Source organism: Streptomyces sp. PCS3-D2, from assembly GCF_000612545.2.
In the GTDB taxonomy this organism is placed as follows: domain Bacteria; phylum Actinomycetota; class Actinomycetes; order Streptomycetales; family Streptomycetaceae; genus Streptomyces.
Genome location: NZ_CP097800.1, coordinates 6,802,790 through 6,820,375, shown reverse-complemented (window position 1 = coordinate 6,820,375; position 17,586 = coordinate 6,802,790). Strand labels below are relative to the sequence as shown.

General features: G+C 73.0%; 14 protein-coding genes. 3 read left to right on the top strand and 11 right to left on the bottom strand.

Annotation, left to right across the window (positions count from 1 at the left end):
- Nucleotides 1–8: 8 nt before the first annotated feature.
- From AW27_RS30580 to AW27_RS30545, 8 genes are all read right to left on the bottom strand, one after another.
- Entirely contained in the window at nt 9–653 is a 645-nt protein-coding gene (locus AW27_RS30580; RefSeq protein ID WP_052030553.1) for a 4'-phosphopantetheinyl transferase family protein, read from the bottom strand.
- Nucleotides 653–4,591 (bottom strand): non-ribosomal peptide synthetase, encoded by a 3,939-nt coding sequence (locus tag AW27_RS30575; protein WP_052030551.1) that lies wholly within the window; start codon nt 4,589–4,591, stop codon nt 653–655. Before AW27_RS30575 ends, AW27_RS30580 begins: the two co-directional genes overlap by 1 nt.
- Nucleotides 4,592–4,606: 15 nt before the next feature.
- Nucleotides 4,607–5,821, bottom strand: coding sequence for a cytochrome P450 (locus AW27_RS30570; RefSeq protein ID WP_037921709.1), 1,215 nt, complete (start codon nt 5,819–5,821; stop codon nt 4,607–4,609).
- Between the two features lies 1 nt (nt 5,822).
- Nucleotides 5,823–6,044 (bottom strand): MbtH family protein, encoded by a 222-nt coding sequence (locus AW27_RS30565; protein ID WP_269084557.1) that lies wholly within the window; start codon nt 6,042–6,044, stop codon nt 5,823–5,825.
- Nucleotides 6,041–6,787, bottom strand: a complete 747-nt coding sequence (locus AW27_RS30560) for a thioesterase II family protein (RefSeq protein ID WP_052030549.1) — start codon at nt 6,785–6,787, stop codon at nt 6,041–6,043. Before AW27_RS30560 ends, AW27_RS30565 begins: the two co-directional genes overlap by 4 nt.
- Nucleotides 6,788–6,790: 3 nt before the next feature.
- A complete protein-coding gene (locus AW27_RS30555) occupies nt 6,791–8,623 on the bottom strand; it encodes a non-ribosomal peptide synthetase (RefSeq protein WP_078556445.1) in 1,833 nt (610 codons plus the stop codon).
- A complete protein-coding gene (locus tag AW27_RS30550) occupies nt 8,620–10,131 on the bottom strand; it encodes an aldehyde dehydrogenase family protein (RefSeq protein WP_037922750.1) in 1,512 nt (503 codons plus the stop codon). The genes AW27_RS30555 and AW27_RS30550 overlap by 4 nt, the downstream gene beginning before the upstream one ends.
- Before the next feature lie 127 nt (nt 10,132–10,258).
- Nucleotides 10,259–11,254 (bottom strand): AfsR/SARP family transcriptional regulator, encoded by a 996-nt coding sequence (locus AW27_RS30545; protein WP_052030546.1) that lies wholly within the window; start codon nt 11,252–11,254, stop codon nt 10,259–10,261.
- 175 nt (nt 11,255–11,429) lie between these two features.
- Here AW27_RS30545 and AW27_RS30540 point away from each other — a divergent pair, with 175 nt between their 5' ends.
- From AW27_RS30540 to AW27_RS30530, 3 genes are all read left to right on the top strand, one after another.
- A complete protein-coding gene (locus AW27_RS30540) occupies nt 11,430–13,031 on the top strand; it encodes a tryptophan halogenase family protein (RefSeq protein ID WP_037921705.1) in 1,602 nt (533 codons plus the stop codon).
- Between the two features lie 84 nt (nt 13,032–13,115).
- On the top strand, nt 13,116–13,736 hold the full coding sequence (locus tag AW27_RS30535; protein WP_106967590.1) for a flavin reductase family protein: 621 nt from the start codon (nt 13,116–13,118) through the stop codon (nt 13,734–13,736).
- A complete protein-coding gene (locus AW27_RS30530; RefSeq protein WP_037921703.1) occupies nt 13,723–15,000 on the top strand; it encodes a cation:proton antiporter domain-containing protein in 1,278 nt (425 codons plus the stop codon). Before AW27_RS30535 ends, AW27_RS30530 begins: the two co-directional genes overlap by 14 nt.
- Nucleotides 15,001–15,034: 34 nt before the next feature.
- Here AW27_RS30530 and AW27_RS30525 read toward each other — a convergent pair whose 3' ends face one another.
- Genes AW27_RS30525 through AW27_RS30515 form a run of 3 tightly spaced genes read right to left on the bottom strand, consistent with a single transcriptional unit; the run spans nt 15,035 to nt 17,522 of the window.
- Complete coding sequence (locus AW27_RS30525) at nt 15,035–15,544, bottom strand: GNAT family N-acetyltransferase (protein ID WP_037921700.1); 510 nt, start codon at nt 15,542–15,544, stop codon at nt 15,035–15,037.
- Nucleotides 15,545–15,578: 34 nt separating this feature from the next.
- Nucleotides 15,579–16,004, bottom strand: coding sequence for a universal stress protein (locus AW27_RS30520; RefSeq protein WP_037921698.1), 426 nt, complete (start codon nt 16,002–16,004; stop codon nt 15,579–15,581).
- A gap of 9 nt (nt 16,005–16,013) precedes the next feature.
- Nucleotides 16,014–17,522 (bottom strand): APC family permease, encoded by a 1,509-nt coding sequence (locus tag AW27_RS30515; RefSeq protein WP_037921696.1) that lies wholly within the window; start codon nt 17,520–17,522, stop codon nt 16,014–16,016.
- Between the last annotated feature and the right edge of the window lie 64 nt (nt 17,523–17,586).

Sequence of the window (17,586 nt, the reverse complement as noted above, 5' to 3'; positions counted from 1 at the left end):
CCAGTCTTTCAGCCGAGCAGCCGCAGCCGCATCTCCTCGCGGGCCGCCACGCATCCGACGGCCTCCGCTCCACCCCAGTCCAGCAGCCGCCAGCCGTGCCAGCGCGGCGGCTCCTGCCCGTACACGGGAACGTCGAGGCGGGCGGGCTCGTCGAGCGTGCCCGCCCCGACCTTGACCAGGGACTCCTTTCGCACCCACTGGCGCAGGAAGGCGCGCCGCGGGTGGGTGTCCGACCGCAGGGCGGCCAGTTCCTTTCCGGTGCAGACGGCCTCGGCCGTCCGCCAGTCCATCTCCGCCTCCTCGACGGCCTCCACGTCCACGCCCACCGGGCCGCCGGCCGCGGCGGCCGCGACCCAGCCCCGGGTGTGCGCCAGGCTGACGGCGGTGCCGGGCACCTCGGCGAGCCGCGGCCTGCCGTGCGGCCGGTCGCAGGAGCCGCAGCGCTGAACGACGGTGAGGCTCTGGGCCGGGCGGCCCAGAAGCCGCCCGGCACAGAGCCGGACCAGTGCGTGCGCGGCCAGGAAGTCCTCCCGGTCGGCGGCTGACCGGAGGGCGCCGGCGCGGTCCAGTTCGGTACGGGTCAGCAGCTCCCGTACGTCCCCGGCCGCGGCCAGCACCGCCCCGGTCGGCCCGGCCAGTGCGAGACCGGCCATCAGCGCCTGCGGCGCAGCACCGCGTAGTAGCCGGGCAGCCGCAACGCGTCGGAGTCCGACCGGGGGTCGATGGCATGCAGTTCTATCGCCTCGTCCTCGACGATCTCCCAGCCGTCCGCGCCGAACGCCTCGGCCAGTTCGGGCCGGGTGAAGCGGTGCGAGTGGCGGACACCGGCCGCCTCCAGCGGGCCGACCAGGTCCTCGGCGCGGCCGCGCTTGCCTCCCACGAAGCCCAGGTAGCCGAAGGAGTTGCTGGAGTAGTCGGGCTCGTGCACGATCAGCGTGCCCTCGTCGCCCAGCAGCCGGTCGGCGACCGCGGCGAGCCGGGCCCGCGCCTCGGTGTCCAGGACGTGGAAGACACCGCGGACGAAGATGTTGTAGGGCCCCTCCCCCAGCACTGCTGCCTGTTCGGCGTCGGTCATGTCGATCGCCAGGTAGTCGACGTTCGCCACGCCCTCGGCTTCCCGCTTGGCGTGGTCGATGGCGCTGGAGGAGACGTCGACACCGATGACCGACGGGTAGTGCGGGGCGAGTTCGCGGCTGTAGCGGCCGTTGCCGCAGCCGAGGTCGATGAGCGGCAGGTCGCCCCGGAAGTGCCGCTTGGCCTGGTCCAGGAGCCACCGGAACTCCTCGCCGCTGTCGGCGTCCCAGATGACGTCGCCGCCGCGGCCGGTGCGCTGGATGCCGGCCCAGTAGCGCTCCCAGGCGTCGCCCGTGTCACGTTCCTCGGCCTTGCCGCTGTCGGTCCCCTCCTCGCCGGGCGGCGGGGAGTACCGCTCCCAGACCTCGTCCTCTCCGAGGGCCTGCAGCAGGGCGGTGAACTCCTCGAACATGGCGTCGATGAGCCCGTCCGGGTAGACGGCGGGCAGGAAGTCCCAGTTGAAGGTGAGCCCCTCGGGCTTCTCGAAGACCTGGAAGTCGAGGGAGACCTGGGGGGTCTGGGAAATGCCGTAGACCGGGGCGCCGAGTTCGGTCTCCTCGTACTGCGGCGGGTGGCCGGCCAGACTGGTCATCACCACGGGCATGGCCGGTGCGAGGGAGCCGCGCAGCTTGGTCAGCTCGCGCAGCACCTGCACCCCGCTGAAGTAACGGTGTTCCAGGTCGGCCCAGAGACGGCGCTGGACGGCCTGCGCGCGTCCGGCGAAGGTGGAGTCCTGCTGTTCGACGGCGAGCAGCAGGGTGGTGGTGGTGTCCGCGAGCAGGGCGTTGACCTGGGGGTGCAGCGGAAGCCGGTTGAAGAGCGGGAAGTTGATGGTGAAGCGGGCCTGCCCGCAGGCCCTGCCGAGGACCTCGGCGTAGGCGGCGGCCAGCACCCCGGAGGGGGTCACCTCGCGGGCGTGTGCCCGCTCCTGGATGCGCGTCCACAGCTCCGGGGAGACGATGTGGCTGCGCCGTTCGAACCGGACGGGCAGTTCGGGTGCGTCGGCCGGGCGCTCGGGGAGCGCGGGTGCGGGCGGGAGGGTGGCGAGACGGTCGCGCCAGTACCACTCGGAGCGCCGGTAGATCTCGCTGTCGCGCAGCGAATTGCCGACGGCGAGCACGTAGTCGCGGAAGGTCAGCTCCAGCGGGGCGAGTTCGGCGTCCGGTTCGACGTAGTAGGTGACCAGGTCGGGGACGAGGACCTGGAAGTAGCTCCAGGCGTCGGCGACGAGGAAGTCCAGCGACAGGTGGATGCGGGCACGCCCGCCGCCGAGCAGGCTGATCCGCACGTCGAACAGCGGCCAGGCGTCGGCGTCCAGGACCTGGTGGGAGAGCCGCTCGCGCAGGGCGGCCAGTTCCGCCGTCCGGGTCTCCTCGTCGAGGCCGCCGAAGTCGGTCACGGGGATCTCGTACGCCGGGATCTCCTCGAAGACCTGCTGGGTGCCATCGGGCAGGACCCGGGTGCGCAGGGCGTCGTGGCGTTCGACGAGTCGGCGCCAGGCACCCTCGAAGCGCGGTACGTCGAGCTTCTCGCTCTCCCACTCGAAGTAGCCGTGGCAGCCGACGTTGCCGAGCTCGACGAGCCCGCCCCGGCCGATCCACAGGGCCTGCTGACTTTCAGTCAGCGGGAAGGGTTCGAAGCGGGCGGCCGGGTCGGGGACGATCGCCGGGAGTCCGCCGAAGGAGCCGCGGCCACCGGCGCGTTCGGTGGTGACCAGGGTGGCGAGCTCGGCGACCGTGGGGCAGGTGGACAGGTCGGAGAGGCTCAGCTCGACGCCGTAGCGGCGGCGGATCTCGTCGATGAGCTGGAAGGCGAGCAGCGAGTGTCCGCCCAGCTCGAAGAAGTTGTCGTGGACACCGATGCCGTCGGTGCGGAACGCGTCGGCCCACAGCCGGCTCAGGCCGTCCTCGACCTCGTTGCGCGGTGCCTCGTAGCCGGCGCCGACGCCGTCGCGGCCCTCGGGGGGCTCGGGCAGGCTGCGCCGGTCGACCTTGCCGTTGGGCAGCCGCGGGAGGGCGGGCAGCACGACGACGACGGCGGGGACCATGTAGTAGGGCAGGGTGCGGGCGAGGTCGGCGCGCACGCCGGCCGGGTCGGGCTCGGCCCCGCCGGCCGGGGACGCGTAGGCGACGAGCCGCTTGCCGCCGGGGTCGCGCTCCTGGGCGACGACGACGGCCTCGGCGATGCCGTCGAGGCGCGCGATGTGCGTCTCGACCTCGCCGAGCTCCACGCGGAAGCCCCGAATCTTGACCTGCGAGTCGGACCGGCCGAGGAGCTCGACGGCCCCGTCCTCGCGCCGGCGGGCGAGGTCGCCGGTGTCGTAGAGCACCGGGTGCGGGTCGCCCTCGACGAAGTTCGGGTGGAACGTGGCGGCGGTGAGCTCGGGGCGGCCGTGGTAGCCGGCCGCCACCCCGGCGCCGGAGACGTGCAGCCGGCCGACCTCCCCCTCGGGAACCGGACGGCCGTCGTCGTCCAGGAGGTGGACGCGGAGGTTGGCGATGGGCACGCCGACCGGGACCTGGCGGGTGGCACGGACCTCCTCCGGCGTGGCCTGACTGGTGAAGTCGGTACCCGCACCCAGGTCGAAGCAGGACAGGACGTTGGTGGTCTCGGTGGTTCCGTAGGTCATCACCACCCGGAAGGGGGTGTCGACGGGCGGCCAGCTGTGGACGCGTTCGGCCGTGGTCACCAGGATCCGCAGCGCCGTGTCCGCCGGCCACCTCAGGCCCCACACGGGCTCGGCCAGTGCGGCCACCAGCATGGTGTGGGTGATGCCCTCGCCGGCCAGCCAGTCGCGGATCTGTTCGGGGGTCTGCGCCTGGCCCGCCTCGGGGATGTGGATCGCGGCGCCGGCCGGCAGGTAGGCCAGCCACTCCATGATCTGGACGGCGAAGCCGGGGGTGGACATCCACGAGGCGCGGTCGCCGGGGCGGACCCCGTAGGCGCGGGTGGTCCAGTGGACCAGGTTGGTGAGCGCGCCGTGCCGTTCCAGGACGGCCTTCGGGGTGCCGGTGGAGCCGGAGGTGTAGATGAGGTGGCTGACGGTGTCGGGCCCGGTCACGGACGGCGGCGCGGTGTCCGGCATGCCCTGTCCGGCGGTGGCGACCTCGTCCCGCGGCACGTCCTGGGGTATCCGGCGGGCGAGTTCGGCCGGGGCGAGGACGAGCAGCGGGTCGGCGTCACCGATCATCGCGGCGAGCCGGTCGTCCGGGTTGACCGGGTCGAGGGCGACGATCGCCGCGCCCGTCTTGAGGATCGCCAGGGAGCCCAGGACGTACTCGGCGCTGCGCGGATAGCACAGGCCGATTCTGGCCCCGGGCGCGGCACCGCGGGCGATCAGGGCGTGCGCCAGGCGGTTGGTGGCGCCCTCCAGTTCGGCGTAGGTCCAGGTGCGGCCGCCCTGCGCGAGGGCCGTGGCCGTGGGGGTGCGGGCGGCCTGTCCGGCGAGCAGTTCCGGGTACCCGGTCGTGGGGAACGCGGCGTCCGAACGGTTGAAGTCGACGAGTGCGGTGGTCACAGTACGGGCCCTTTCTTACTTCGCGAAGGCTCGGCTGCGCAGCAGCCGCACGGGGAGACTGTTGATCCCCCAGGTGAAGTTGGACGAGTTGAAGGTGGCGGGACCGGTCAGTTCGAACCCGTCCAGTACGGCGAGCATCTCGGTGAGCAGGGCGCCGAGTTCGAAGCGGGCGAGGCGGGCACCCAGGCAGAGGTGACGGCCGTGCCCGAAGGCGACGTGCCGGTTGGGGCGGCGGTCGACGCGGAAGGAGTGCGGGTCGGCGAAGACGTCCTCGTCCCGGTTGGCCGAGACGTTCCACAGGGTCACGCGGGCGCCCTCGGCGATGGGGATCCCGTTGATCTCGGTGTCGCGGGCGGCGGTGCGCAGGGCGTGCACCCCGGGCGTGGTCCAGCGCAGGATCTCCTCGACCGCCGGGGCGATTCCGTCGGGTCCCAGACCGCGCAGCAGCCGCCACTGGTCGGGGTGCTCGGCGAACATGTGGACCGCGCCGGCCGCCGAGTAGCGGGTGGTCTCGTTGGCTCCGGACAGGACGCCGTTGAGGTTGAAGACGATCTCGTGGTCGCTGAGCGGCCGTTCGCTGCCGTCGCCCTCGTCCACGAGCGTGTCGTGGGCGATCTGGCTGACCAGGTCGTCGCCGGGGCGGACCCGGCGCTCGGCGAGCAGCTCGATGAAGTACAGGAAGATCTCCGAGTGGGCGCTGCTGCGCACCGCTTCGTCCGGGGAGTCGAAGGCGTCGGTGGTCAGGGCGCCGATCCAGGACCAGTCGGCGCGCGGAATGCCCAGAATGGCACAGACCACCCGGTTGGGCAGCTGCTTGGCGAGGTCGATGAAGTCCAGTTCGTCGCATTCGGCGGCCTCGGTGACCAGGTCGGCGACGACCTGCTCGACGAGGGCCTCCAGGCGCGGCATCTGCTGCGGGCCGAAGGCCTGTCCGAGGGCCCGCTTGAGGCGGGTGTGGTGCGGGACGTCGGAGACGATGAGCATCCGCTGGGCGACCGCGGCGACGGCGGCGGGGTCGCTGCCCAGCCGCATCCCGCGGCCCGACAGGAAGGTGTCGCTGTCGGCGTAGACCTTCATGATGTCGCGGTGCCGGCTCAGCGCCCAGAAGCCGCCGTCGTCGCTGCCGGGCTCGGGGTGCCAGTGCACCGGCGCGTTGGCGCGCAGCCAGGTGAACGTCGGCCAGAAGTCGTTGCGGCCGAAGGGGCCCGGGTCGAGCAGGTCGATCTCCATCTCAGGCTCCTCGCAGGCTGAACGGGCGGGTGTCGGGCCAGTGGGCGTCGACGAAGGCGGCGCATTCGTCCTCGGTGCCGTCGAAGCCGGCCGGCGTCCAGCCGTCGGGCGTCTCGCGCGTGGCGGGGTACAGCGCGTACTGCCCCTCGTGGTTCACGAGGACCTGGTGGGTGGTGGGCACGGTGTCCTCCGGACTCGGCCGATGGGTGCGGGCGGGTGTCAGGCGGTCGGGGCGAGGGGGGCGCCCTCGCCACGCAACAGGGCGGTCAAGTGGTCCAGTACGGGCTGCGGGCGGCGCAGTACGGCATGGTGTCCGCCGGTGGTGCTGTGCCGGGTGAAGGCAGCGGTGGTGACCTCCGCCCAGCCGTCCAGTTCGGCCGCGCTGACGGTCTCGTCGCCATCGGCGCCCCAGGCGTGGACGGGCACGGACAGGCGGGTGCCCGGCTGGTGGACATAGCTCAGGGAGAGCTGGGCGTCCTTGCGGAGCATCCCGACCATCAGGGCCCGGGTGTCCTCGTCGAGCAGCCGCGGGTCGAGGTCGGCCGTGTCGAAGAGCTTGTCCAGCTCCTCGCCGTCGTCGACGATGCCGCGTCCGGCGCCGGTCCAGTGGCCGGGGGCCCGACAGCCACTGACCACCAGGGCCCGCGGGGTGACCCGGCGAGACACCTCGTAGCCGAGGAGGCCGCCGAAACTGTGGCCGAAGACGATCAGCGGCCGGTTCCCGACGACGGACACCAGTTCGACCGCGATGGCCTCGACGGCTTCGTCGAAGGTGTCCGGCATCGGCTCCCGCCAGCGGTTCTCGCGGCCCGGCAGCTGTACGCCGTACACCTGCGCGGTGCCGTCGAGCGCGGGCTGCCAGGCGCGGAACTGCTGGCAGCCGGCCCCGGCGGGGGGCAGGCAGAGCAGTACCGGCAGGGCCGGGTCGGCGGGCTCCGCCGTCCAGGTGGAGATCCAGGTGCCCATGGCCTACGCCCCTTCGGCGGCGCCGGCCGCATCGGCTGCGGACCCGCCCTGTTCGGCCGCCAGCCGGTCGATCTCGGCGGCGACGTCGGTGACCGTCGGCCGGGCCAGGAGCGCACCGAGGCCGACCCGCAGTCCGGTGGCACGGCGCAGCTCGGAGACCGCTCGGGCGGCCGCCAGGGAGTGACCGCCGAGGTCGAAGAAGTCCGACTCGGGGCCGGGGACCTCGGTGGCGAGCACCTCGGCCCAGACCGTCATCACGGTGCGCTCGCTCGCACTCACCGCGCCGTCCCCGGCCGAGCCGCTTCCGGCGCCGTCTTCCGGCTGCTCCAGGGCCCGGGCCAGCGCCACCCGGTCGGCCTTGCCGGTGGTCAGGGTCGGGATCCGGTCCAGTACCCGCACCGTGCCCGGTACCGCCGCGGCGGGCAGCTGCTTGCGGCAGCGTTCGACGACCCGGCCGGCGAGCCCGTCCGGGTCGTCGACGCCGGGGGCGGCGACGACGGCGAGGCCGAGGGCCTGTCCCGAGGCCAGCGGGCAGCAGGCGGCGGCGACGACCTCGGGGAGTTCTGCGGCGACGCGCTCGATCTCGCCGAGCTCGATGCGGTGGCCGCGGATCTTGACCTGGTCGTCCCGGCGGCCCCGGTACTCCAGTTCGCCGCCGTCGCGGCGGACCACCACGTCGCCGGTGCGGTACATGCGGGTGCCGCCGCCCTGGAAGGGATCGGGCAGGAAGCGGCTGGCGGTCAGGCCGGGGCGGCCCCGGTAGCCGCGGGCGACGGCGGGCCCGCCCAGGTAGAGCTCGCCCTCGGCACCCGCGGGCACCGGCCGCAGCTCCTCGTCCAGCACGTACGCCCGGTAGCCGGGCAGCGGTCGTCCGATTCCGGTCACGTCGTCCCCTCGTCGACTGTCGGCCCAGGTGGCGGCGATGGTCACCTCCGTCGGCCCGTACACGTTGAGCAGGCGGCGGTCCCGGGCGAACCGCTCGGCCAGAGCGGCCGGGCAGGCCTCCCCGGCGACGACGACCACCTCGGCGGAGTCGAGTCCCGCGCCGTGGGCGGCGAGCAGCGACGGTGTGAGGGAGACGGTGCGCAGTCCGGCGGGCAGCGGCTCACGGCCCTCCGCCGCGGCCTGCCGCAGTCCGTCGAGGGAGAGGTCGGTGAGGGCCACCCCCTGGCCGTGCACGAGGTAGAGGAGGGTGCACCAGAGCCAGCCGTCGAAGGCGGGCGAGACGGCGTTGAGGCCCAGACCGCCGGGCGGCAGGCCGAGTCCGCGGAGGGCCTCGACGAAGGTGTCCAGGCCGCGGTAGGTGACCTCGACGCCCTTGGGACGGCCGGTGGTTCCGGAGGTGTAGATGAGGTAGGCGCAGTTGTCGGGGGCGGGCGGGGACACGGCGAGTGCCCCGGGGGCGCCGCGGCGGACCTCGCGGGGGGTCAGGAGTTCGGTCCCGCCCGCTTCCAGGCCGGCGGGCACCCCGGTGGCGACCAGGACCGCGGCCCCGGCGTCGCGCAGTACGCCGCCGAGGCGTTCCACGGGGTGCCCGGGGTCCAGCGGTACGGCGGTCCCACCCAGGCTCCAGACGGCGAGGAGGGCGGGCACGCTCTCCCGGGAACGTCCCAGCAGGAGCCCGACCGAGGTCTCCGGGCCGACTCCGGCGCGGGCGAGGGCGGCGGCGTACCGGGCGGTGCGGGCGGTCAGCGCGGCGTAGGTGAGATTCCCGTCCACGGCCTTGACCGCGGTCTCGTTCGGCTGTTCGCGGGTCCACCGTTCCAGGCGGGCGAACAGCGGCGGGAGCCCGCCCGGGGCGTTCGCCCCGGGCGGCCCGGCGAGGGGCTCGGTCATCCGTCGTTCCTCTCGGTGTCCACGGGGCGGGCGGCCTCGGTGGCCCGCAGCCGCGGGCCCACCACCTGGTCCCCCGCGCCCTGCGGGAGCTGCATCGACTTGGTCTCCAGGAAGGCCTCCAGCCCGGCGGTGCCGCACTCTCGGCCGATCCCGGACTGCTTGAACCCGCCGAACGGTGCGGCCGGGTTGAACTGGCCGCCGTTCACGTCGACCAGGCCGGAGCGGAAGCGGCGCGCCATCCGCTGGGCGCGGGCGTCGTCGCCGGACCAGACCGCGCCGTGCAGCCCGTAGCGGGTGCCGTTGACGATCCGGACGGCCTGCTCCGCGTCGTCGTAGGGGATGACGGACAGCACCGGCCCGAAGATCTCCTCCTGGGCGATCGTGGTGAGCGGGTCGACGTCGGCGAAGACCGTCGGCCGGACGTAGTAGCCGGTGTCGAGGCCGGTGGGCCGGTCGGGGCCGCCGTGGACCAGACGGGCTCCGCCTTCCTCGGCGCCGCGGCGGATGTACGCGGTGACACGGGCGTGCGCGGCCGCGGACACCAGCGGGCCGAGATCGGTCGCGGGGTCGCGCGGGTCGCCGGTGACGTAGCCGTCCATGGCCCGGACGGCGAGCTCCACGGCCTCGTCCTGGCGCTCGCGCGGCACCAGCAGCCGGCTCCACTGCAGGCAGGTCTGGCCGGTGTTGAAGAGCATCTGGTCGACGGTGGCGGCGACGGCCGGGGCCAGGTCCGCGTCGTCGAGGACGAGGCTGGCGTTCTTGCCGCCGAGTTCGAGGTGGACGCGCTTGAGGCGGTCGGCGCCGAGCGCGGAGACGTCGCGTCCGGCCCGGGTGGAACCGGTCAGGGAGACGACGTCGACCAGCGGATGGGCGACCAGCGCGGTCCCGACGGTGTCGCCGGTGCCGACGACCATGTTGAAGACCCCGGGCGGCAGGTCCGCCTCGGCGATGGCCTCGGCCAACAGCCGGGCGTGCAGCGGGGTGATCTCGCTCGGCTTGTGCACCACGGTGCAGCCGGCCGCGAGCGCCGGGAGGATCTTCTGCACGGTGAGCAGCAGCGGGGTGTTCCACGGGGTGATGCAAGCGGCGACCCCCGCCGCCTCGCGCACGACGAGCGAGTGGCCCACGCGCTCCTCGAAGGAGTAGGAGGCGGCGGTCTCGACGCAGTGCGCGGCCATGCCGAGGGAGAGCCCGACGTGGGTGTGGCGGGCCATCCGGGTGGGCGCGCCCACCTCGGCGGTGATGACCTCGGCGAAGCGGTCGGCCCGTGCCTCCATGGCCTCGACGACCCTGCGCAGCAGAGCGGTGCGTTCGCGCAGCGGGGTGGCAGCCCAGCCCTCGAAGGCCGCGGCGGCCGCGCGGGCGGCGAGGTCGGCGTCCCGGGCGGTGCCGGCGGGCACGGTGGCCAGGGCGCGCTCGGTGGCGGGGTCGGTCACCACGAGGCGGCCGTCGGTGTCGGAGGCGACCCAGGCGCCGCCGATCCACTGGTCGGTGTAACGGGGCGGCAGGGGTGCCGCGTTCGGTTCGCCGCCGGGCGGTCTGGAGTCCTGCGGCACGGTCGGCACGGTCAGCACGGTCACGGTGGGTTCCTCACTCGGTCACGGAGTTGACGGGCTCGCTGAACAGCTGCGTCGGTCACGCGGTCGCGGGGTCCGCGGTGCGGGCCAGGACGGCCGGGGCCCGGGTGTCGGGCCTGGCCCTGCGGACGGGGCGGGCCAGGGTGACGGTCGTACGGACCTCCGCGGTCCACGGGGGCGTTCCGGGCTGGCGCCCTGCCGGCCGCAGCGCGCGGACCGTGGCGGGGGCGCCGCCGACGGAGGCCGGTGCCGGAGCGGCGCTGCGGGCGGCGGCCGGGATCAGGGAGCGCAGCAGCCGCTGGGTCTCCGCGCCCGGCGCCACCGCCAGCTCGTCGCGCAGCCGGCGGGCGCACAGCTCGTACCAGCGGCGTACGCAGGCCAGCTCGCCGCGCCGGCCGTGGGCGGCCATCAGCGCGCGGTAGGTCTCCTCGTGGTGGCGGTCGATCTCCAGGGTGCGCTTGCAGAGCTCGATGAGCTCCACGAAGTCCTCGCGTTCCTCGGCGTCGGCGCGCAGCACGCCCAGTGCCCGCAGCACCAGCGCCCGGAGGTACTCGCGCTGTTCGACGACCCAGTCGGCGCTCTCGCCGCGCAGGAACTCCCCGCCGTAGAGGGCGATCGCGGCCCGCAGCCGGGTCCGGGCGAGCGCGGTGTCGCCGGCGGTGGCGGCCCGCAGGCCGGCGTGCACGAGTTCCTGGAAGCGGTCGAGGTCGCACCACAGGCCGGCGACGTGCAGGACGTAGCCGAAGTCGCGGTAGACCAGCTGGATCCCGGAGTCCCCGGGCCGGTCGGGGTGGGCGTCGAGCACCCGGCGCAGGGCGTGGGCGGCGACCTTGAGCGAGCTGCCCGCGGTGCTGTCGGTGCCGGGCCACAGGGACGCGTAGAGCCGGTCGCGGGTGAGCATCTGGCCGCGGTGGACCACCAGGTACTGGAAGAGGCCGCGGGCCTTGCCGGCGCGCCAGCGCCGCACGGGGGTGCCGTTCACGGTCAGCTCGAAATCGCCCAGGAAGCGGACGCGTACCGCCGGCCCCGCTTTCTCGGTCGCTGCGGTGGTCATCGCGTCCTCCCGGTCGTCGTCCCGCCTGCCGCTCTGCCTGCGAAGAGTGTGTTCGGGGGGCCTATATCGGGCCTACAACGGCCGGATCCTTGCGGTGTAGGGCGGTGATAGGGCGTTTTTCGACACTGATGAGCACGACCACCCGAACCGCCGACTCCGAAATGAGGGCTGTTTCATGACCAGCACCGACACCCGGCTTCAGAAGGTCGTCATCCTGGGAGGCGGCACGGCCGGCTGGATGACGGCCGCGTATCTCGGCAAGGCGCTCCAGGGAACGGTCGACATCACCGTCCTGGAGGCCCCGACGATCCCGCGCATCGGGGTCGGCGAGGCCACCGTGCCCAACCTCCAGCGTTCGTTCTTCGACTACCTGGGGATCGCCGAGGACGAGTGGATGCGGGAGTGCAACGCCAGCTTCAAGATGGCCGTGCGCTTCGTGAACTGGCGCACCGACGGGCAGGGCGAGTCGACGGCCCGGGAGCTGCCGGGCGGCGGCCCGGACCACTTCTACCACCCCTTCGGGCTGCTGCCCGACTACGACCAGACGCCGCTGTCGCACTACTGGTTCAAGCGCAAGTACGAGGGCCGCACCACCGAGCCGTTCGACTACGCCTGCTTCCGCGAGCCCCCCGTGATGGACGCGATGAAGGCGCCGCGCTGGCTCGACGGTCGCCCGGCGACCCGGTACGCCTGGCACTTCGACGCCCAGCTGGTGGCCGACTTCCTGCGCCGCTTCGCCACCGAGAAGCAGGGCGTCAACCACGTGCAGGACGAGATGGTGCGGGCCGAGCAGGACTCCCGCGGACACGTGACGACACTGCACACCAAGGGCGGACTGGCGCTGGACGCCGACCTGTTCGTGGACTGCTCGGGCTTCCGCGGGCTGCTGATCAACCAGGCGATGCAGGAGCCGTTCATCGACATGAGCGACCACCTGCTGTGCGACAGCGCGGTGGCCACGGCCGTCCCGCACGACGACGAGGCGAACGGGGTGGAGCCGTACACCTCGGCCATCGCCATGTCGTCGGGCTGGGCGTGGAAGATCCCCATGCTGGGCCGCTTCGGCACCGGCTACGTGTACTCCAGCAAGTTCACCGACCAGGACGCCGCCACCCGCGAGTTCGCCGACATGTGGGGCCTGGACGTCGAGGAGACGAAGTTCAACCACATCCGCTTCCGGGTCGGCCGCAACCGCCGAGCGTGGGTGAAGAACGTCGTCAGCATCGGCCTGTCGTCCTGCTTCCTGGAGCCGCTGGAGTCGACCGGCATCTACTTCATCACGGCCGCGATCTACCAGCTGGCCAAGCACTTCCCGGACAAGACCTTCAACGAGGGTCTGATCGACAGCTTCAACCACGAGATCGAGGTGATGTTCGACGACACCCGCGACTTCATCCAGGCGCACTTCTTCTACGCGCCGCGCAACGACACGCCGTTCTGGCAGGCCAACAAGAAGCTCGTGCTGCCGGACAACATCAAGCAGAAGATCTCCGCCTACAAGGCGGGTCTGCCCATCAACTCCCCGATCACCGACGAGTCCACCTACTACGGCAACTTCGAGGCGGAGTTCCGCAACTTCTGGACCAACGGCAGCTACTACTGCATCTTCGCCGGCCTCGGCCTGGAGCCGGACGCCCCGCTGCCCACCCTCGCGCACCGGCCCGAATCGGTGGCCGGCGCCGAGCCGCTCTTCGACACCGTCAAGCGCCAGCAGCAGAACCTGCTGGAGACCCTCCCCAGCGCGTACGACTACCTGCGCCAACTGCACGGCGCGTAAGGCCCTCCGCGACCGCGGCCCGGCAGCACGGCTCTCCGCCGGCTGCCGGGCCGCGGTCGCTTCCAGCCACCTCAGGAGTCAGACATGCCCCACCGCTCCGCGCCCCATCCCGCCGCGCCGGACGAGTCCGCCAGAGGCCGCCGCACGGACCTCCGGCCCTTCATGGCGGCCTTCCCCAGCGGGGTGTCCATCGTGACCACTCTGGATTCGGACACCCTGCCCCACGGCCTGACCTGCAGTTCCGTCGCGAGTGTCGCGCTCGACCCGCCCACCATCGTGGTGTGCGTCCGGGCGGCGAGCCCCACTCTCGCGGTGGTCCTCGACCAGGGGGCCTTCGCCCTCAACCTGCTGCACGAGCGCGCCCGGGGTGCTTCCGACCTGTTCGCCTCGGGCGCACCCGACCGCTTCGAGCGCGTCGAGTGGCGGCTGCCCCTGGGGGCGGGCGGGCCGCACCTGACCGCGGACGCGCACGCCGTCGCGGACTGTGCCGTCGTCAGGACCGTCGGCTTCGGCGACCACACGGCCGTGTTCGCCGAGGTCCACCGGGTGAGCGTACGGGACGATCCGCAGCCCCTGTTGTACGGCCTGCGCCGCTACGCGCAGTGGTCGCAGGCGGCCGCGGTCCCGCCGCCGGACGCCCGCCTCGACCCGGCCGCCGCCCTGCACCCCGGCGCTCCCGAAGGAGACGCCCGTGCCGTCCGCTGACCCGCTGCCCGCACTGCTGGTCGCCGTTCCGGCCGTGATCCTCGCCTGCCAGGCGGGAGCCGCCGTCTGTCGCCGGTTCGGCCAGCCCCCGGTGGTGGGCGAGATCGCCACCGGCATCCTGCTGGGCCCGTCCCTGCTGGGCTGGATCTGGCCACAGGCCCAGCAGGCGCTGTTCCCCGCGTCCGTCCTGCCGTACACCTCGGTGCTCGGCCAACTCGGGCTGCTCGCCTTCATGTTCCTGGTCGGGCTGGAGCTCGACCTGAAGAGCCTGCGCGGCCACACCCGCGTCGCGGTGGCGGTGAGCCAGGCCGGGATGCTGCTGCCGCTGGTGCTGGGCGCGCTCCTCGCGATCGCGATGTACGACGGCTTCGCCCCGGACGGTGTGGGACGGATGCCGTTCACCCTGTTCATGGCAGTGGCCATGAGCATCACGGCCTTCCCGGTCCTGGCCCGCATCCTCACCGACCGGGGCCTGTACGGGACACCGCTCGGCATCCTCGCGATGGCCTGCGCGGCCGTGGACGACGTCGTCGCGTGGTGCCTGCTCGCCCTGGTCGTGGCCCTCGCCACGGCCGGGTCCCCGATGGAGGCGGCCACCACGGCCGGCCTCGCCGTGGCCTTCACCCTGTTCATGCTGTACGCGGTGCGGCCGCTGCTGGCCCGCTGGGCGGTCCGCGCCGACCGGGCCGGGGACGCCGCGGTCCTGGTGGCGCTCTTCAGCGGGCTGAGCGTGTCCGCGCTGGCCACCGACCTGATCGGCGTGCACGCGCTGTTCGGCGCCTTCCTCTTCGGCGTGGTCACCCCGCGCACCGGTGGGCGCATCGAGGTCTCTGCGGCCCGGCTGCGCGCCTTCACGGTGCCCGTTCTGCTGCCGCTGTTCTTCGTGCACACGGGCCTGCGCACCGACCTCGGCAGCCTGACGGGCTCGCCCGGGATGTGGCTCTGGACGGGCGCGATCCTGGCGGTGGCCTTCCTCGGCAAGTGGGGCGGCGCCGCGGGCGCGGCACGCGCCTGTGGAAGACCGTGGCGGGAGGCCCTGTCGATCGGCGCCGTGCTGAACTGCCGTGGGCTGACCGAGCTGGTGGTGCTCAACGTCGGGCTGGAACTCGGCGTCATCGGACCGGAGTTGTTCACCATGCTGGTGTTGATGGCGCTGGTGACGACGGCGGTCACCAGCCCGGCGCTGACCCGGCTGCGAGCCAGGGAGGTGACCGCGCGGGACGGGGTGTCGGCCCCGCCCGAGGGCGCGCTGTCCCGCCCCTGACGGCCGGACCCGGCCGGCGGTGCCTGACGGCTGTTCAGGCACCCGCCGGCCGCTGCCGTCCCTCCCCCAGGTCCCGTACGTAGCGGATCGTGGGGCGGCCGTCCAGGACGGTCTCCTCCACCGGCACGAAGCCGGTGCGCTCCAGGACCGTGCGCGATCCGGTGTTGCCGACGTCCGCGCAGGCGCGCAGGGTCCGCAGTCCGTACGTCCGTACCGCCAGCACCAGGACCTGCCGGACCGCGCGGGTGGCCAAGCCCCGGCCGGCCGCGTCCTGCGCGACGCGGAAGCCCAGCTCGGCGGAGCCGCCCTCGACGTCGATCAGGTTGACCCGTCCCAGCACCTCCCCGCCGCCCCCGATGATCAGGTGGAGGTGGTCCCGGCCGGCGGCCTGCCCGGCGAGGAGTTCGCGGTGCCGGGTGTCGAAGTCCTCGAAGTACGCGTCCCCGCGGTCGGGCACCGACTGCGCGAAGTAGGCGCGGTTGGCCCGTTCGAACGCGAGCAGGGCCGGGGCGTGTTCGGCGCGGAGCCGTTGGAGTTCCGTCATCACGGCATCCTAGGAGGCGGCCCGGCCGACCCCTTCAGCGTGCCGCGCTCTCCGTCGGGACGCACAGCACGGGGATCGGCGAGAGGTGCAGGAGCTTGTGCGGGGTGGAGCCCAGCAGGGCGCCGCGCATCGGGCTGTCACCCCAGCTGCCGACGATGATGACGCGGGCGCCGTGCCGTTCGGCGGCGTCGAGCAGCGCCGGTGCGGGCTTCTCGTCGGCGACCTCGACCGTCGAGGGCACTCCGGCGGCGTCGGCCTCCTCGACGGCGTGTGCCAGGGCGCTTCGGCCCGCCTGGCGGACGGCTTCGCGGTGCGCGCGCGACTCCTCGCCGGTGGGGCCCGGAGCGGCCGCCCCGTAGACGAGGACGAGGGGTTCGCCGAAAGCGGCGGCCACCTCCAGGGCGACCTGTAGGGCCCTCTCGGCGCCGGGTGACTCGTCGTATCCGAGGACCACGGACATCGGGACTCCTCAGCGCTTCCTGGGGTGGACGAGGGCCGGGTCGACGACCCCGCGGCGCTCCTGCCAGAACCGGCCGTCCCGTACCCGCCAGAAGCACATGACGAGCACGCCGACGAGGGCGATCGCGATGCCGATGACCAGCGGCGGGCCGAGCCCGAGCCAGGAGACGCCGCTGGCCGAGTTCTCCGGGTTCGACATGTCGCCGATCGACTCGATCAGCAGCCAGAACAGCAGGCCGGCGCCGACCACCGGGCCGACGCCGATGAGCAGGAGGTTGTGCGGGCTCTCCAGGAGGTGGCGGCGGTAGTAGACGGCGCAGGCCAGGCCGGTGAGCGCGTAGTAGAAGGCGATGAGCAGGGACAGCGCGGTGAGCGAGTCCAGGAGCGCGTTCTCGCTGATCTGGTTCACGACGAGGTACCAGCCGATGGCAATGCCGGCCACCCACCAGGTGCTCACGTCCGGGGTCAGGAACCGCGGGTGGATGTGCGCGAGGTGCTGGGGCAGTGCGTGGCGGCGGGCCATGGACAGGGCGGTGCGGGAGGCGGGAATGATCGTGGTCTGCGTGGAGGCGAGCGCGGAGGTGCAGACGGCGAGCAGCACCATCCAGTCCCAGCCCCCCATGACCTCGTGGGCGAGCACGGCGAAGATGGCCTCCTCCTCGGCGGCGTTCTCGGCGAGGAAGGCGGTGCCCGCGTAGCCGACCACGGCGATGCACACGGACAGGTAGGTGACCAGGAGGATCACGGTGGACCAGATGCCGGCCTTGCCGGGCGCCGTGGCGGAGTTCTCGACCTCTTCGGTGAGGTTGACCGCCGATTCCCATCCCCAGTACATGAACACGCCGAGGAGCAGGCCGCCGGTGAGGGCGGCGCCTCCGGCGCCGAAGGGGTTGAGCCAGCCGATGCTGGGCTCGATCTCCTCCAGGGTGCTGGTGCCGGCGTAGATGCGGTAGATGGCCACCACCGCGAACGCCAGGAGGAAGAAGACCTGGGCGAGGATGAGGATGTCCTGCAGGTGGGCGGAGAGTTCGGTGCCGATCACGCAGATCGCGGTCATGGCCAGGATCACCGCGACGGTGAGGCCCTGCCGGATCCAGGCGTTGGCGGCCCAGTCGTCCAGGCCGAAGGCGAGCAGTCCGAAGTTCACGGCGACGTCGGCCAGCGAGCCGATGACCAGAACGCCCGTCATGGCGATCGCCCAGCCGCCGAGCCAGCCCGCCCACGGGCCCATGGCCCGTGTCACCCAGGAGAAGGTCGTCCCGCAGTCCTGGTCGACCTTGTTGAGGTAGTAGAAGGCGGCCGCGATCATCAGCATCGGCACGAAGGAGGCCAGGATCACGCCCGGCGCGTAGATCCCGACGAGGGCCACGATCGGCCCGAGGACGGCGGCGAGGGAGTAGGCGGGCGAGGTCGAGTTCAGACCGATGACGAGCGCGTCGAGGAATCCGATCGCATTGGCCTTGAGCCCCGCTTCCGGGGCGGATGTCCCGGGGCCGTCGCCCGCACCGTCATGGCTCATGTACGAATGGTCACGCAGGCGGCCCGGGCGCGCGAGGCGAGCGGGGGCCGCGCGGACCCGGCGG

Bases quoted from the DNA above. Each gene is read 5' to 3' on its own strand.
- AW27_RS30560 (WP_052030549.1), bottom strand. From the start codon at position 6,787: ATGGGCACCTGGATCTCCACCTGGACGGCGGAGCCCGCCGACCCGGCC.
- AW27_RS30525 (WP_037921700.1), bottom strand. From the start codon at position 15,544: ATGACGGAACTCCAACGGCTCCGCGCCGAACACGCCCCGGCCCTGCTC.
- AW27_RS30555 (WP_078556445.1), bottom strand. From the start codon at position 8,623: ATGACCGAGCCCCTCGCCGGGCCGCCCGGGGCGAACGCCCCGGGCGGG.
- AW27_RS30545 (WP_052030546.1), bottom strand. From the start codon at position 11,254: ATGACCACCGCAGCGACCGAGAAAGCGGGGCCGGCGGTACGCGTCCGC.
- AW27_RS30570 (WP_037921709.1), bottom strand. From the start codon at position 5,821: ATGGAGATCGACCTGCTCGACCCGGGCCCCTTCGGCCGCAACGACTTC.
- AW27_RS30580 (WP_052030553.1), bottom strand. From the start codon at position 653: ATGGCCGGTCTCGCACTGGCCGGGCCGACCGGGGCGGTGCTGGCCGCG.
- AW27_RS30520 (WP_037921698.1), bottom strand. From the start codon at position 16,004: ATGTCCGTGGTCCTCGGATACGACGAGTCACCCGGCGCCGAGAGGGCC.
- AW27_RS30535 (WP_106967590.1), top strand. From the start codon at position 13,116: ATGCCCCACCGCTCCGCGCCCCATCCCGCCGCGCCGGACGAGTCCGCC.
- AW27_RS30515 (WP_037921696.1), bottom strand. From the start codon at position 17,522: ATGAGCCATGACGGTGCGGGCGACGGCCCCGGGACATCCGCCCCGGAA.
- AW27_RS30540 (WP_037921705.1), top strand. From the start codon at position 11,430: ATGACCAGCACCGACACCCGGCTTCAGAAGGTCGTCATCCTGGGAGGC.